The 13194-nt window shown below is 38.1% G+C and carries 11 protein-coding genes; all 11 read left to right on the forward strand.

Going from position 1 to position 13194, the window contains the following annotated elements; translation table 11 throughout:
• Positions 1-148 precede the first annotated feature (148 nt).
• The 11 genes from murD to ileS all read left to right on the forward strand — a co-directional run bounded on the left by murD (position 149) and on the right by ileS (position 12914).
• Positions 149-1513 carry a UDP-N-acetylmuramoyl-L-alanine--D-glutamate ligase gene (gene murD / locus ACMZ6U_RS06180; protein ID WP_416107160.1) on the forward strand — a complete coding sequence of 455 codons (1365 nt, stop codon included), beginning with the start codon at positions 149-151 and terminating at the stop codon, positions 1511-1513.
• The gene (locus ACMZ6U_RS06185; RefSeq protein WP_416107162.1) at positions 1506-2582 is read left to right on the forward strand and encodes a UDP-N-acetylglucosamine--N-acetylmuramyl-(pentapeptide) pyrophosphoryl-undecaprenol N-acetylglucosamine transferase; all 1077 of its coding nucleotides are present in this window, start codon (positions 1506-1508) and stop codon (positions 2580-2582) included. Before murD ends, ACMZ6U_RS06185 begins: the two co-directional genes overlap by 8 nt.
• A 3-nt stretch (positions 2583-2585) precedes the next feature.
• Positions 2586-3683 carry a cell division protein FtsQ/DivIB gene (locus ACMZ6U_RS06190; protein WP_416107164.1) on the forward strand — a complete coding sequence of 366 codons (1098 nt, stop codon included), beginning with the start codon at positions 2586-2588 and terminating at the stop codon, positions 3681-3683.
• 155 nt (positions 3684-3838) lie between these two features.
• A complete protein-coding gene (gene ftsA / locus ACMZ6U_RS06195; protein ID WP_416107166.1) occupies positions 3839-5209 on the forward strand; it encodes a cell division protein FtsA in 1371 nt (456 codons plus the stop codon).
• A 16-nt stretch (positions 5210-5225) separates the two neighbouring features.
• On the forward strand, positions 5226-6548 hold the full coding sequence (gene ftsZ, locus ACMZ6U_RS06200; protein WP_416107167.1) for a cell division protein FtsZ: 1323 nt from the start codon (positions 5226-5228) through the stop codon (positions 6546-6548).
• An 8-nt stretch (positions 6549-6556) separates the two neighbouring features.
• Positions 6557-7225 carry a YggS family pyridoxal phosphate-dependent enzyme gene (locus tag ACMZ6U_RS06205; protein ID WP_416107168.1) on the forward strand — a complete coding sequence of 223 codons (669 nt, stop codon included), beginning with the start codon at positions 6557-6559 and terminating at the stop codon, positions 7223-7225.
• A gap of 11 nt (positions 7226-7236) precedes the next feature.
• On the forward strand, positions 7237-7860 hold the full coding sequence (locus ACMZ6U_RS06210; RefSeq protein ID WP_416107170.1) for a cell division protein SepF: 624 nt from the start codon (positions 7237-7239) through the stop codon (positions 7858-7860).
• Position 7861: 1 nt separating this feature from the next.
• Complete coding sequence (locus ACMZ6U_RS06215; protein ID WP_416107172.1) at positions 7862-8119, forward strand: YggT family protein; 258 nt, start codon at positions 7862-7864, stop codon at positions 8117-8119.
• Positions 8119-8913, forward strand: a complete 795-nt coding sequence (locus ACMZ6U_RS06220; RefSeq protein ID WP_416107174.1) for an RNA-binding protein — start codon at positions 8119-8121, stop codon at positions 8911-8913. The genes ACMZ6U_RS06215 and ACMZ6U_RS06220 overlap by 1 nt, the downstream gene beginning before the upstream one ends.
• 11 nt (positions 8914-8924) lie before the next feature.
• A complete protein-coding gene (locus tag ACMZ6U_RS06225) occupies positions 8925-9839 on the forward strand; it encodes a DivIVA domain-containing protein (protein WP_416107176.1) in 915 nt (304 codons plus the stop codon).
• A 276-nt stretch (positions 9840-10115) separates the two neighbouring features.
• Positions 10116-12914, forward strand: a complete 2799-nt coding sequence (gene ileS / locus ACMZ6U_RS06230) for an isoleucine--tRNA ligase (protein ID WP_416107178.1) — start codon at positions 10116-10118, stop codon at positions 12912-12914.
• Positions 12915-13194 lie beyond the last annotated feature (280 nt).

Consider the following 13194-nt stretch of genomic DNA (forward strand, 5'->3'; position numbering starts at 1 on the left):
ATTTTTCTTAGCTGGTCAAGAAAAGTAGTCTCCTTGAAAATTGCCTTGATAAAAGGTAAAATAAGACAATAGTATTGAACGAAAAAAGGAAATAGTCAGATGAGATAAGTGTAGTTATCATAAAGAAACTGACAGGTTTTATATTAATATGAAAATGATTTCAAATTTTGAAAATAAAAAAGTTTTAGTTCTAGGATTAGCTAGGTCCGGACAAGCAGCAGTACGTCTTTTAGCAAAATTAGGTGCTATTGTTACCGTAAACGATGGCAAAGCTTTTGATGAAAATCCTTCTGCGCAAGCCTTATTAGAAGAGGGAATTAAGGTTGTTTGTGGCAGTCATCCACTAGAATTGTTGGATGAAGAGTTTGCCTTGATAGTTAAGAATCCAGGAATTCCTTATTCTAATGCCATGGTACAAAAGGCTCAAGAGAAAAATATTCCTATTTGGACAGAGGTAGAACTTGCCGGTCTTGTTTCAGAGGCTCCAATTGTTGGCATTACAGGTTCAAATGGGAAGACAACAACAACGACGATGATTGCTGAAGTCATCAATCATTCTGGTAAATCAGGTCTATTAGCTGGTAATATTGGATTTCCAGCCTCAGAAGTAGTTGTAGATGCCAGCGCTGATGATACCTTAATTATGGAACTATCCTCCTTCCAACTAATGGGAATAGATACTTTTAAACCACATATTGCTGTCATTACAAATCTTGAACCAAGTCATCTAGATTATCATGGTACGTTTGACGATTATGTTGCGGCCAAATGGAATATTCAAAATCAGATGACAAGTGATGACTTTGTTGTGCTTAATTTTAATCAAGGCATTGCACGGCGCTTGGCTGAAAAAACAGCAGCGACAGTTGTTCCTTTTTCAACGATTGAAGCGGTTGATGGTGCCTACCTTGAAGAGGGTAAACTCTATTTCAAAGGCGAGTTTATTATGGCAGCTAATGAAGTTGGTGTGCCTGGTGAACACAATGTCGAAAATGCTCTTGCTACCATTGCTGTAGCTAAGTTATCAGGTATTTCAAATCAAGCTATAAGAGAAACATTGTCAACTTTCGGTGGAGTTAAGCATCGCTTGCAAGATGTTGGCTCAGTTGATGGTATTACTTTTTTCAATGATTCTAAATCAACTAATATTTTAGCGACTCAAAAAGCCTTGTCAGGTTTTGATAATCAACGGTTGATTTTAATAGCTGGTGGCTTAGATCGAGGAAATAGTTTTGATGAATTAGTGCCTGATTTAAAAGGCTTAAAAACCATGATAGTTTTAGGTGAAACAGCTGATAAGTTAGCTGATACAGCACAATCCATTGCTATTCCTGTAGAGTACGCCAAAGATGTTGATGATGCGACAAGAAAAGCATTTGAATTGGCTGAAGTCGGCGATACTGTTCTTCTAAGTCCTGCAAATGCTAGTTGGGATATGTACCAAAATTTTGAAGTTCGCGGAGATGAATTTTTGGCGACCTTCGCGTCCTTGAAAGGGGATTATCATGAGTAAAGGTAAAATTGTCTTGACAGGCGGCGGTTCCGTGGGTCACGTTACGCTTAATTTATTGTTGATTCCAAAATTCATTCAAGATGGCTGGGAAGTTCACTACATAGGTGATAAACATGGGATTGAATATGATGAAATCCAGCGACTAGATGAAAAAGTTGTTTTTCATGCTATTGCGACAGGAAAATTAAGACGCTATTTTTCATGGCAAAATGTAGGTGATATTTTCAAAGTAGGGTTTGGTATCCTCCAATCCTTGGTGATCATTGCTAGAATAAGACCCAAAGCTCTCTTTTCAAAGGGGGGCTTCGTTTCAGTGCCTCCAGTGATAGCAACTAAAGTACTAGGTGTTCCCGTCTTTGTTCATGAATCTGACTTGTCAATGGGCTTGGCTAATAAAATTGCTTATAAATTCGCAACAAAAATGTACACCACATTCGAACAAGAAGCTTCATTATCTAAAGCGGAGCATATTGGTGCGATTACTAAGGTAGAACCCTACTCAATTCAAGACGATCAAATGGTTGAGGAGATAAAAGCCCAGTTTGATCCTATGAAAAAGACGATTTTATTTGTGGGTGGTTCAGCTGGTGCCAAGGTTTTCAATGATTTCATCACGAATCATTTGAAAGAATTGACATCACTGTACAACATTATTAATATCTCTGGGGATTCTCAGCTTAATACGTTGGAGGAAAATCTTTTCCGTGTTGACTACGTCACAGATTTATACCAACCCCTAATGAATTTAGCGGACTTAGTTATTACTCGAGGTGGTTCAAATACCATTTTTGAATTAGTTGCTCTTCAAAAGTTGCATCTTATTATTCCACTTGGGAAAGAGGCTAGTCGTGGAGACCAACTTGAAAATGCTGATTACTTTGAAAAAAGAGGCTATGCTCTTCAATTGTCAGAAGAAGACTTATCTTTGATGACTTTAAACCAAAGACTTCAGGAATTACTTACTCATGCACCGCAATTTGAAGCGGCTATGCAAAATAGTCAAGAGTTAACCTCTCAACAAGCCTTCTATCTGAAATTGACAGAGTCTATTCAGAAGGCAAAAGGATAAAAAATGGTAAAAGATAAGGAAACGACTAAAGATTCTGAAAAGGATAAGCCAGTTCTAACCGAGTGGCAAAAACGCAATCAGGAATTTTTAAAGAAAAAAGAGCAAGATAAGACAGAACAAGAAGAAGCTGAAAAGCGTCTTCAGGAGCTTCGACGGTCACAATTTTTAGGGGATAAATCAGAGGATGATGAAAAGGCGTCAAAGCCTAAAAAAGTGAAAAAAAGTAAGGAAAAAACCAAAAAAGAACCAAAGCCTAAAAAAGTTAAGAAAAAAAATCCTCACCGTAACCGTTTTGCAGTTGTGATGTCACTAAGTGTTGTCATACTCTTGTTTTCAGCATTTATGATTAGCCCTTTGAGTACCTCAAAAAAGATTACTGTTTCAGGGCAACATTTCACTGATGAAGCTACGATTCAACAAGCTTCTGGGATAAAGGCTGATGATTATTTGTTTAGTGTCTTTATAAACCGAGACCAGATTGCAAAATCCATTGTAAAAAATGATCCATGGGTCAAGTCGGCTAAGCTTGGTTTTGAACTACCGAATCATTTTAAGATTAAGGTCAAAGAGGACAGGATTATAGCTTATCGTCAGCAAGAAGAGAGTTATTTTCCAATCCTATCAAACGGCGTTGTGGTTGATGAAGCTGCTCAAGATTTACCGAATCATTTTTTAAGTGTGAATTTAGACACAGAAAAAGATGTCAAGGAATTTATCAAAGCTAGACAATCCTTGAAAAAAACGATTCGTCGCAATATTAAATCTGTTTCAAAAGAAGGTTCTAAGTCAACAAAAGATCTGATCAGAATAAGTATGTATGACGGCAACACTGTTCTTATTCCTCTTTCAAAAATTAAGGAGAGACTGCCTTATTATAACCAAGTTGCTTCTAAGATGCTCGCAACACCAGGGACTATTGATATGGAGGTTGGAATATACGTCGCTGTTGAAGATGTTAGTTCACCAGAAGTTGCTGAAGAAAACTCAACTCCTACCCCAGAGCCTAATGATGGAGCATCAGAGGAGGCTACTCAAGGAGAAGATTTCCCTCAAGGAGTAACGAATTCTCAAGACACAGAAACGGAATTACTAACACAATAAAGATTGAAAAGAGATTTTACTTAGTTACATTTGTATAACAAAAAGCACAAAAGCTATTCATTTTGCGCTTTTTTATGGTATAATATGCTTTGAATGATTCCGCCCGTGCGTGGTTTTTAGAATAGTAAGTAATGGAAAGAATGAGAGGTTGGGTAATGGCAAGAAACGGCTTTTTTACGGGCTTAGATATCGGTACTAGCTCGATTAAAGTACTTGTTGCAGAATATATTGATGGCGAAATGAATGTTATCGGTGTGAGCAACGTAAAAAGTTCTGGTGTAAAGGATGGCATTATTGTTGACATCGATGCAGCAGCAAAAGAAATTAAATTAGCAATTGAACAAGCAGAAGAAAAATCAGGTATTTCAATTGAAAAAATAAACGTTGGATTGCCGGCAAATCTGTTGCAAATTGAGCCTACACAGGGAATGATTCCTGTTACGAGTGAATCAAAAGAAATCAAAGATGAAGATGTTGAAAGTGTTGTAAAATCTGCATTAACTAAAAGCATCACCCCAGAACGTGAGGTGATTTCTTTAGTTCCCGAGGAATTCATCGTAGATAGCTTTCAAGGAATTCGTGACCCACGTGGTATGATGGGGATTCGCCTAGAAATGCGTGGTCTTCTCTACACAGGACCAACAACAATTTTACATAATCTTCGTAAAACAGTTGAACGTGCTGGTATTTCTGTTGAAAATATTATCATTTCTCCATTAGCAATGACTAAGTCAGTTCTAAATGAAGGTGAACGTGAATTTGGTGCAACAGTTATTGACATGGGAGGAGGTCAGACGACAGTAGCCACTATGAGAGCTCAAGAATTGCAGTACACCAACATCTATCCAGAAGGTGGCGAATATGTCACTAAAGATATTTCAAAAGTCTTAAAAACATCACTACAGATAGCAGAAGCTTTGAAATTTAATTTTGGGAATGCCAATGTCAGAGAAGCTAGTGCAACAGATAGTGTTCAAGTTGAGGTTGTCGGAAGTGACACTCCAGTTGATGTAACGGAAAAATACCTTGCGGAAATAATTTCAGCTCGGATTAAACATGTTTTAGAGCGTGTTAAGCAAGATTTGGAACGCGGTCGCTTGCTAGAACTTCCTGGAGGAATTGTCATCGTTGGTGGTGGCGCTATTTTACCAGGAGTCGTAGAAATAGCGCAAGAGGTGTTTGGTACTAAAGTAAAACTTTTTGTCCCACATCAAGTTGGTATCCGCAATCCAATGTTTGCTAATGTTATTGGCTTGGTTGAGTATGTTGGAACTTTGACTGATGTTGATATTATCGCTCAGTCAGCGGTTACAGGAGAAGAAATTCTTCGTCGCAAACCTATTGATCTTGGTTCAAACTATACAATGCCAACTCAGCAACAGCAACCCCTTCAAAATGATTTTGCCTTTAGTGATGCAAACCGTTTTGACGAAGAAGTAAATATTCAAGAAGCACCTAAGCCAAGCGAACCAAAACAGAATATTGGTGATCGAGTTCGTGGACTCTTTGGTAGTATGTTTGATTAAAAAGTGAGGAATAAAAATGTCATTTTCATTTGATACAGCGTCTATGCAAGGTGCCATCATTAAAGTTATCGGAGTTGGTGGCGGTGGCGGAAATGCCATTAACCGTATGATTGATGAGGGTCTTGCTGGCGTAGAATTTATTGCAGCAAATACTGATATCCAGGCCTTAAGTTCATCGAAAGCTGAAACAGTTATTCAGTTGGGGCCTAAATTAACACGTGGACTTGGTGCTGGAGGACAACCTGAGGTTGGACGCAAAGCCGCTGAAGAAAGTGAAGAAGTTTTAACGGAAGCTCTTACCGGCGCAGACATGGTATTTATTACTGCAGGTATGGGGGGAGGATCAGGTACTGGTGCGGCCCCTGTTATAGCTCGTATTGCTAAAAGCTTGGGGACTCTTACTGTAGCTGTCGTAACCCGTCCTTTCGGTTTCGAAGGTAATAAACGTGGAAACTTTGCTATTGAGGGTATCCAAGAGTTGCGTGAGCAAGTAGATACACTTCTTATCATTTCAAATAATAATTTGCTTGAAATTGTTGATAAGAAAACACCACTTCTTGAAGCACTTAGTGAGGCTGATAATGTTCTCCGTCAAGGTGTACAAGGGATTACCGATTTAATTACAAGCCCAGGTCTTATTAACCTTGACTTTGCCGATGTTAAAACTGTTATGGCCAATAAAGGGAATGCACTTATGGGGATCGGTATTGGTTCAGGTGAGGAGCGTATTGTTGAGGCTGCTCGTAAAGCTATATACTCTCCACTACTAGAAACAACTATTGATGGTGCAGAAGACGTTATTGTCAACGTTACCGGTGGTCTTGATATGACACTTATTGAAGCTGAAGAAGCATCTGAAATTGTTGGTCAAGCTGCAGGAAATGGTGTTAATATTTGGCTTGGTACGTCTATTGATGACACACTTAAAGATGAAATCCGTGTTACTGTAGTAGCAACTGGTGTACGTCAAGATCGCACAGAACAAGTAACAGGTATCCGTTCAACACCTCGTACCTTCAATACTCAAGCGCCATCACAACCTTCAACTGGTCAATATGATAATCAACGCTCTGAAGAGTCAACCCCATCCTTTGATCGTCGTCAAATGAATTTTGATATGGCGCAAAATGTTGATATGCCTTCTTCACCACGTGCCCCTCAAACTGATTTTAATCAACCAAATCAAAATTCTGCCTTTGGTAATTGGGATCTTCGTCGGGATAATATTGCTCGTCCGACAGAAGGTGAATTGGATGGTAAGTTGAATATGTCAACTTTCTCAGGGGCCTCTGAAGTGGATGATGAACTTGATACTCCGCCATTCTTTAAGAACCGTTAAGACTAGAAATGGATTTAGCAAAAAATAAAACAGAGATTTTCAATAATGTTGACAATTTCAGTAAGTCATCTATTAGAACTCAAGATGTGAAAATTATTGCAGTTACAAAGTATGTTGGAACAGAAGTAGCAAGTCAATTGATTGAGACTGGTGTCAGACACATTGGAGAGAATCGTGTTGATAAATTTTTGGATAAATACCATGCCTTAGCGGATTATCCAGTGACTTGGCATTTGATTGGCAGTCTTCAGCGCCGTAAGGTCAAAGATATCATAAACTTTGTTGATTATTTTCATGCTTTAGATTCCGTTAAGTTAGCACAGGAAATTGATAAGCGAGCCGATCATGTGATCAATTGCTTTTTACAAGTTAACCTTTCAGGGGAAATGACTAAGCATGGTTTTTTCAAAGATGATATTGATCAAGCTTTGATGGAAATAGCGGAGCTGCCTAATATTAATTTAGTTGGCTTAATGACGATGGCTCCTTTCGAAGCTAGTCAAGCAGAGCTTGAGAGTTTATTTGAAGCAACTTATCAGTTGAAGGAAGAAATAAGAGCGCGAAAAATAAAGAATATACCGATGACAGAGTTGAGCATGGGAATGAGTGGTGATTATTCTATAGCCATCAAACATGGTGCAACATTTGTTAGAATTGGTACAGCGTTCTTTCGATAGGAGAGACTAAAATGGCATTAAAAGATAGATTCGAAAAAATGATTTCTTATTTTGATACAGATGAGGTTAGTGATGTCGAGGAATTTGAAGAAGCACTACCTCAGCAAGCTGATCGAAGAGGCGAAGCAACTTCTAACCCTTTAGGATCACAAGAGAGAGTATCAAGATCTGCTAATCAATCAGCTAATCCAAATCAAAGACAAGGGCAGTCGAGATCTCAAAGAGTGGTTTCAACACCTCAACCTAATTCTCGTGAACACTTATCTTCAACTAACCAATATGGAAGAGAACAGATGAATCATCAGTCACAAAAACAAACACAACACCAGGTATCTGCTCAACCGACAATTGCATTGAAATATCCTCGTAAATATGAGGATGCAACTGAAATTGTTGATTTATTGGCTAGCAATGAATGTGTTTTGATTGATTTTCAATATATGCTGGAAGCACAAGCACGACGATGCTTAGACTTTGTTGATGGTGCAAGCCGTGTCTTATCCGGTAATCTTCAAAAAGTAGGTTCTTCTATGTATCTATTAACACCTCAATTTGTAGTTGTTGATGTTGAGGAGATGACAATACCAAACGCTGGTCAAGATGTGAATTTTGACTATGACATGAAACGACGTTGATATGCTTTTATTATATTTTATTCTAGTTAGAGTAGTACGAATTTATTCGACACTTTTAGTAATCTATGCTTTACTCTCTTGGTTTCCAGGAGCTTATCAAACAAAATTAGGGCAAATTCTTGTTTCTATAGTTGAGCCAACTCTGGTCCCATTTAGACGCTTAGGACTTCAGTTTGGTGGAATAGATTTGACGATTGTTGCAGTTTTCTTTGTATTACAATTATTACTTAGACTCTTTTCTTACTTACTATTATTCTAATGGAAAAACAATCGCAACACCTTTACCAACATTATGATGTCAGTGAATATGCCTTTATCGACAAAGTTCAAGATATGATTCATTCTGTTGAGAATACTTACAGTTTTCATTTAACCGACTTTCTTGATCCTAGACAGGAAGTTATTGCTAATGAGCTAGTATCTCAGACAACTTTGACATTTTATTCAAGTCGTGATATCCTTACCGAGGAGTATCATAGGGTCATTATTGCTCCAGATTATTATCAACTAAATGTCGATGATTTTGAAATAAGTTTACTCAATATCCATTATTCTAAAAAGTTTAACCATCTTAGTCATTCTCAAATTATGGGGAGTTTGATTAATCAATTAGGTATTAAACGCTCTGTTTTTGGAGATATTTTAGTTAATGGTGATGAGGCACAGATATTTCTTGAAAAATCTATGGTTAGCTATTTTGAAACAAATGTTAGCAAAATTGCGAAGGTTCCGGTTAGACTCCAAGAGGTGTCATTTGATCAAAAAATTGAACATTTGGAGGAGGGACAAGAGCAACTCTATCTAGTGTCAAGTTTGAGACTAGATAAAGTCATTGCTGCAGTTCATAAATTACCAAGGCAGACTAGTCAAAAGTTGATTCAGTCCCAGAAAGTAAAAGTTAATCATAAACTAACGACGAAAGCGACTGAAACAGTACTTGTTAATGACTTACTCAGTGTTAGAGGTTACGGTAGGTGCCGTATTATTTCAGACAATGGTATAACGTCAAAAGGAAAATATAAATTGGTCGTCAAAAAAATTAGACAGAAATAGAGGAGGTTGTAATGGCTATTACAGCACTTGATATTAAAGATAAAACATTTAAACTAAAATTCCGTGGTTATAGCGAAGAAGAAGTTAATGAATTTTTAGACATCGTTGTTGATGACTTTGAAAAATTAACGCATGAGAATCGAGCACAAGAAGCAAAAATCAAAATGCTAGAAGAAAAATTGGCTTATTTTGATGAAATGAAAGAATCGTTAAGCCAGTCAGTAATTTTGGCACAAGAAACAGCTGAAAAAGTGAAAGCTTCAGCTCGTACCGAATCTGATAATATTCTGACGCATGCAAATAATCAAGCGGTGCTTCTTCTTGAAGAATCGAAGCAAAAGGCAAATGATATGTTGCGTGAAGCTGCTGAGGAAGCTAAACGAGTTGCTGTTGGAACTGAAGATTTGAAACGTCAAACACGTGTTTTCCATCAACGTTTATTATCATCTGTTGAAAGTCACTTAGCTCTTGTGAATTCACCGGAGTGGGATGAGTTATTTCAGCCAACAGCCTCCTATATTCAAAACTCAGATGTTGCTTTTAGAGAAGTTGTTGAGTCAGTTCTTGAGAGTAATCATGATGTTCCACAGATGGCTGATACATCATCTATTGATGCGACACGTCAATTTTCACCAGAAGAAATGGCAGAATTACAACGTCGTGTCGAAGAGAGTAATCGTCAGCTAGAGGAGACAATTGCTGATCAAATGCCCTTGTTAACAGACGATATTTTGCTTGATATTAGTTCTTCTGAGGACTTTTCTTTTGAATCAGAGTTGTCAGACGAGTCATTGAGTTTTGAAGAAACCAACGAATTACTTTTAGACTCTGAAGTAGAGAGTGATGGCTCTAGCAATCTTAAGGAAGATGATTCTGAGTTAAACTTAAATGAAACACAAACTTTTAAATTGAATTTTAAAGATTAAGAAAAACACGATTTTTTAAGTAAATGCCAAGCGAGCAGGAGTTGGTGTAAGTCCTGCCATACCTATTTAAAAAATTATCATTTTCTTTGATTTTAACTGAATGAAGTAAGTTAAAAGGAATGAGCCTCCTTATCAGCTCAAGAGGGAGAATACTCGTCTATTTTAGTAAGCTTTTAGCTTTGTAAAATGACATAATAGTATTTTCTGAATTAAGGTGGTACCACGAGCTTTCGTCCTTTTTAGGATGAAAGTTTTTTATTTTTTGAGGAGTTTTATATGAAATTAAAAGATACTTTAAATCTTGGAAAAACAGCCTTTCCGATGCGCGCAGGTCTTCCAAATAAAGAACCACAATGGCAAGCGGCCTGGGAAGAAGCGGCTATCTATCAAAAGCGTCAAGAATTGAATGAAGGCAAACCTTCTTTTCATCTTCATGATGGCCCTCCCTATGCTAACGGTAACATTCACGTTGGCCATGCTTTGAATAAAATTTCAAAAGATATTATTGTGCGTTCCAAATCGATGTCTGGATTTTCTGCCCCATACGTACCTGGATGGGATACTCATGGACTTCCTATTGAACAAGTGTTGGCTAAACAAGGCGTAAAACGTAAAGAGATGGATTTGGCTGAATACCTTGACATGTGTCGTCAATATGCTCTTTCACAAGTTGATAAACAACGTGATGATTTTAAACGTTTAGGTGTTTCAGCAGATTGGGAAAATCCGTACATTACACTTGATCCAAAATTTGAAGCTGATCAAATTCGTGTCTTTGGAGCCATGGCTGACAAAGGTTATATCTATCGAGGTGCTAAACCAGTCTACTGGTCTTGGTCATCTGAATCTGCCCTTGCTGAAGCAGAAATCGAGTACCATGATATTGATTCAACATCACTTTACTATGCCAACAAGGTTAAAGATGGTAAAGGTGTTCTTGATACGAATACTTATATCGTTGTTTGGACTACAACACCATTTACAATCACGGCCTCACGTGGTTTAACCGTTGGGGCAGACTTAGATTACTTAGTTGTTAAAGCAGCTAATGATGACCGGAAATTTGTTTTAGCAGAAGCCCTTGTTGATACACTTGCTGAAAAATTTGGTTGGGAATCTTTTGATGTACTTGAGCGTCATAAAGGTTCAGTATTAGAATATATCGTTACAGCTCATCCTTGGGATGAAGCAGTTGATGAATTAGTGATTCTTGGTGATCACGTTACAACAGATTCAGGTACTGGTATTGTCCATACTGCTCCATCATTTGGTGAAGATGACTATAATGTTGGTATGAAATACGACCTTGAAGTTTATGTGACCGTAAATGAGCGTGGTCTCATGAATGAGTTGGCTGGCCCTGATTTTGAAGGTCAATTTTATGATAAAGTTGTACCAACTGTTCTCGAAAAATTAGGCGATTTGCTGCTTGCCAAAGAAGTGATTAATCACTCATACCCATTTGACTGGCGGACGAAAAAACCAATCATCTGGCGTGCTGTTCCACAATGGTTTGCATCTGTTGCTAAATTCCGTCAAGAAATCCTTGATGAAATTGACAAAACAATTTTCCACCCATCTTGGGGGAAAACACGTCTTTATAATATGATTCGTGACCGTAGCGATTGGGTTATTTCACGTCAACGGTCATGGGGTGTTCCACTTCCAATCTTCTATGCTGAAGATGGCACAGCTATCATGACCAAAGAAGTCACTGATCATGTTGCAGACTTGTTTGCTGAATATGGTTCTGTCATTTGGTGGCAACGTGATGCTAAGGACTTGCTGCCAGAAGGATTTAGCCATCCAGGTTCTCCAAATGGTGAATTTACGAAGGAAACAGATATCATGGATGTCTGGTTTGATTCAGGTTCATCATGGAATGGCGTTATGAATGCTCGTGAGAACCTATCATATCCAGCAGACCTCTATCTTGAAGGTTCTGACCAATATCGTGGTTGGTTTAACTCATCTCTCATTACCTCTGTAGCGGTCAACGGACATGCACCTTACAAAGGTGTCCTATCTCAAGGTTTTGTTCTTGATGGTAAGGGTGAAAAAATGTCTAAATCTAAAGGCAATATCATTTCACCTAACGATGTAGCAAAACAATATGGTGCTGAAATCCTTCGTCTTTGGGTAGCATCTGTTGATACTGATAATGACGTTCGTGTGTCTATGGATATCCTTGGCCAAGTTTCTGAAACTTACCGTAAAATCCGTAATACCTTACGTTTCTTACTTGCAAATACACATGATTATAACCCTTCAACTGATGCCGTTTCTTACCAAAACTTAGGTGCTGTCGATAAATACATGACGATCAAATTTAACAAACTTGTTGAAGTAATCAATAAAGCTTATGAAGCTTATGATTTTATGGCTATCTACAAAGCGGTTGTTAACTTTGTAACGGTTGATTTATCAGCCTTCTATCTTGATTTCGCTAAAGATGTAGTTTATATTGAGGCAGCAAATAGCCCAGAGCGTCGCCGTATGCAGACTGTTTTCTATGATATCTTGGTTAAAATCACTAAGTTATTGACACCAATCTTGCCTCATACAGCAGAGGAAATCTGGTCATACTTGGAGCATGAAGAGGAAGAATTTGTTCAGCTATCAGAAATGCCAGCAGCTCAAACGTTTGAAGGGCAAGAAGCTATCTTAGAAGAATGGGATGGCTTCATGGAATTCCGTACGCAGGCTCAAAAAGCTCTTGAAGAGGCACGTAATGCTAAGGTTATTGGTAAATCTTTAGAAGCACATTTGACTGTTTACGCAAGTGAAGAGATGAAAGCTTTGTTAGCGTCATTGGATAGTGATATTGCACTCTTATTGATCGTATCTCAATTAACGATTGCAGATGAAGCTGATAAACCAGCTGATGCTGTTGCTTTTGAAGGTGTTGCCTTCAGTGTTGAGCGAGCAGAAGGAGAAGTTTGTGAACGTTCTCGTCGCATCGACCCAACAACTCATATGCGGTCATACGGTGTCATGGTTTGTGATGCCAGCGCTAAAATCATCGAAGAAAACTTCCCTGAAGCAGTAGCTGAAGGATTTGAAGTTAAAGCCTAATGATTAAGAAATACCTCTCTCCCAACTCTAGCAACTGATCTAGAAAAAATAAATGAGAGAGGCTTGGCAAAAAGCTATAACACAGAAAAACGACTTAGAATAGCGTTGTAAAAAACGTTGATTCTAAGCCGTTTTACATTGTCTCCTTTTTAGGCTCTTTGTCAACTGTAGTGGGTTGATGTCAGCTATATTCTAGAGAGGACCAGTTTGGTCTTCTCTTTTTTAATGTTTAGTGCAATGAGAATCCGTTTTTTAGGCTCTTCGTCAACTGTAGTGGGTA

The sequence above is a fragment of the Streptococcus pluranimalium genome (genome assembly GCF_047785745.1).
GTDB classification, from domain to species: domain Bacteria; phylum Bacillota; class Bacilli; order Lactobacillales; family Streptococcaceae; genus Streptococcus; species Streptococcus pluranimalium_B.

Excerpts from the sequence above, each read along its gene's own strand:
- murD (WP_416107160.1), top strand. The coding sequence starts at position 149 with ATGAAAATGATTTCAAATTTTGAAAATAAAAAAGTTTTAGTTCTAGGA.
- ACMZ6U_RS06185 (WP_416107162.1), top strand. The coding sequence starts at position 1,506 with ATGAGTAAAGGTAAAATTGTCTTGACAGGCGGCGGTTCCGTGGGTCAC.
- ACMZ6U_RS06190 (WP_416107164.1), top strand. The coding sequence starts at position 2,586 with ATGGTAAAAGATAAGGAAACGACTAAAGATTCTGAAAAGGATAAGCCA.
- ftsA (WP_416107166.1), top strand. The coding sequence starts at position 3,839 with ATGGCAAGAAACGGCTTTTTTACGGGCTTAGATATCGGTACTAGCTCG.
- ftsZ (WP_416107167.1), top strand. The coding sequence starts at position 5,226 with ATGTCATTTTCATTTGATACAGCGTCTATGCAAGGTGCCATCATTAAA.
- ACMZ6U_RS06205 (WP_416107168.1), top strand. The coding sequence starts at position 6,557 with ATGGATTTAGCAAAAAATAAAACAGAGATTTTCAATAATGTTGACAAT.
- ACMZ6U_RS06210 (WP_416107170.1), top strand. The coding sequence starts at position 7,237 with ATGGCATTAAAAGATAGATTCGAAAAAATGATTTCTTATTTTGATACA.
- ACMZ6U_RS06215 (WP_416107172.1), top strand. The coding sequence starts at position 7,862 with ATGCTTTTATTATATTTTATTCTAGTTAGAGTAGTACGAATTTATTCG.
- ACMZ6U_RS06220 (WP_416107174.1), top strand. The coding sequence starts at position 8,119 with ATGGAAAAACAATCGCAACACCTTTACCAACATTATGATGTCAGTGAA.
- ACMZ6U_RS06225 (WP_416107176.1), top strand. The coding sequence starts at position 8,925 with ATGGCTATTACAGCACTTGATATTAAAGATAAAACATTTAAACTAAAA.
- ileS (WP_416107178.1), top strand. The coding sequence starts at position 10,116 with ATGAAATTAAAAGATACTTTAAATCTTGGAAAAACAGCCTTTCCGATG.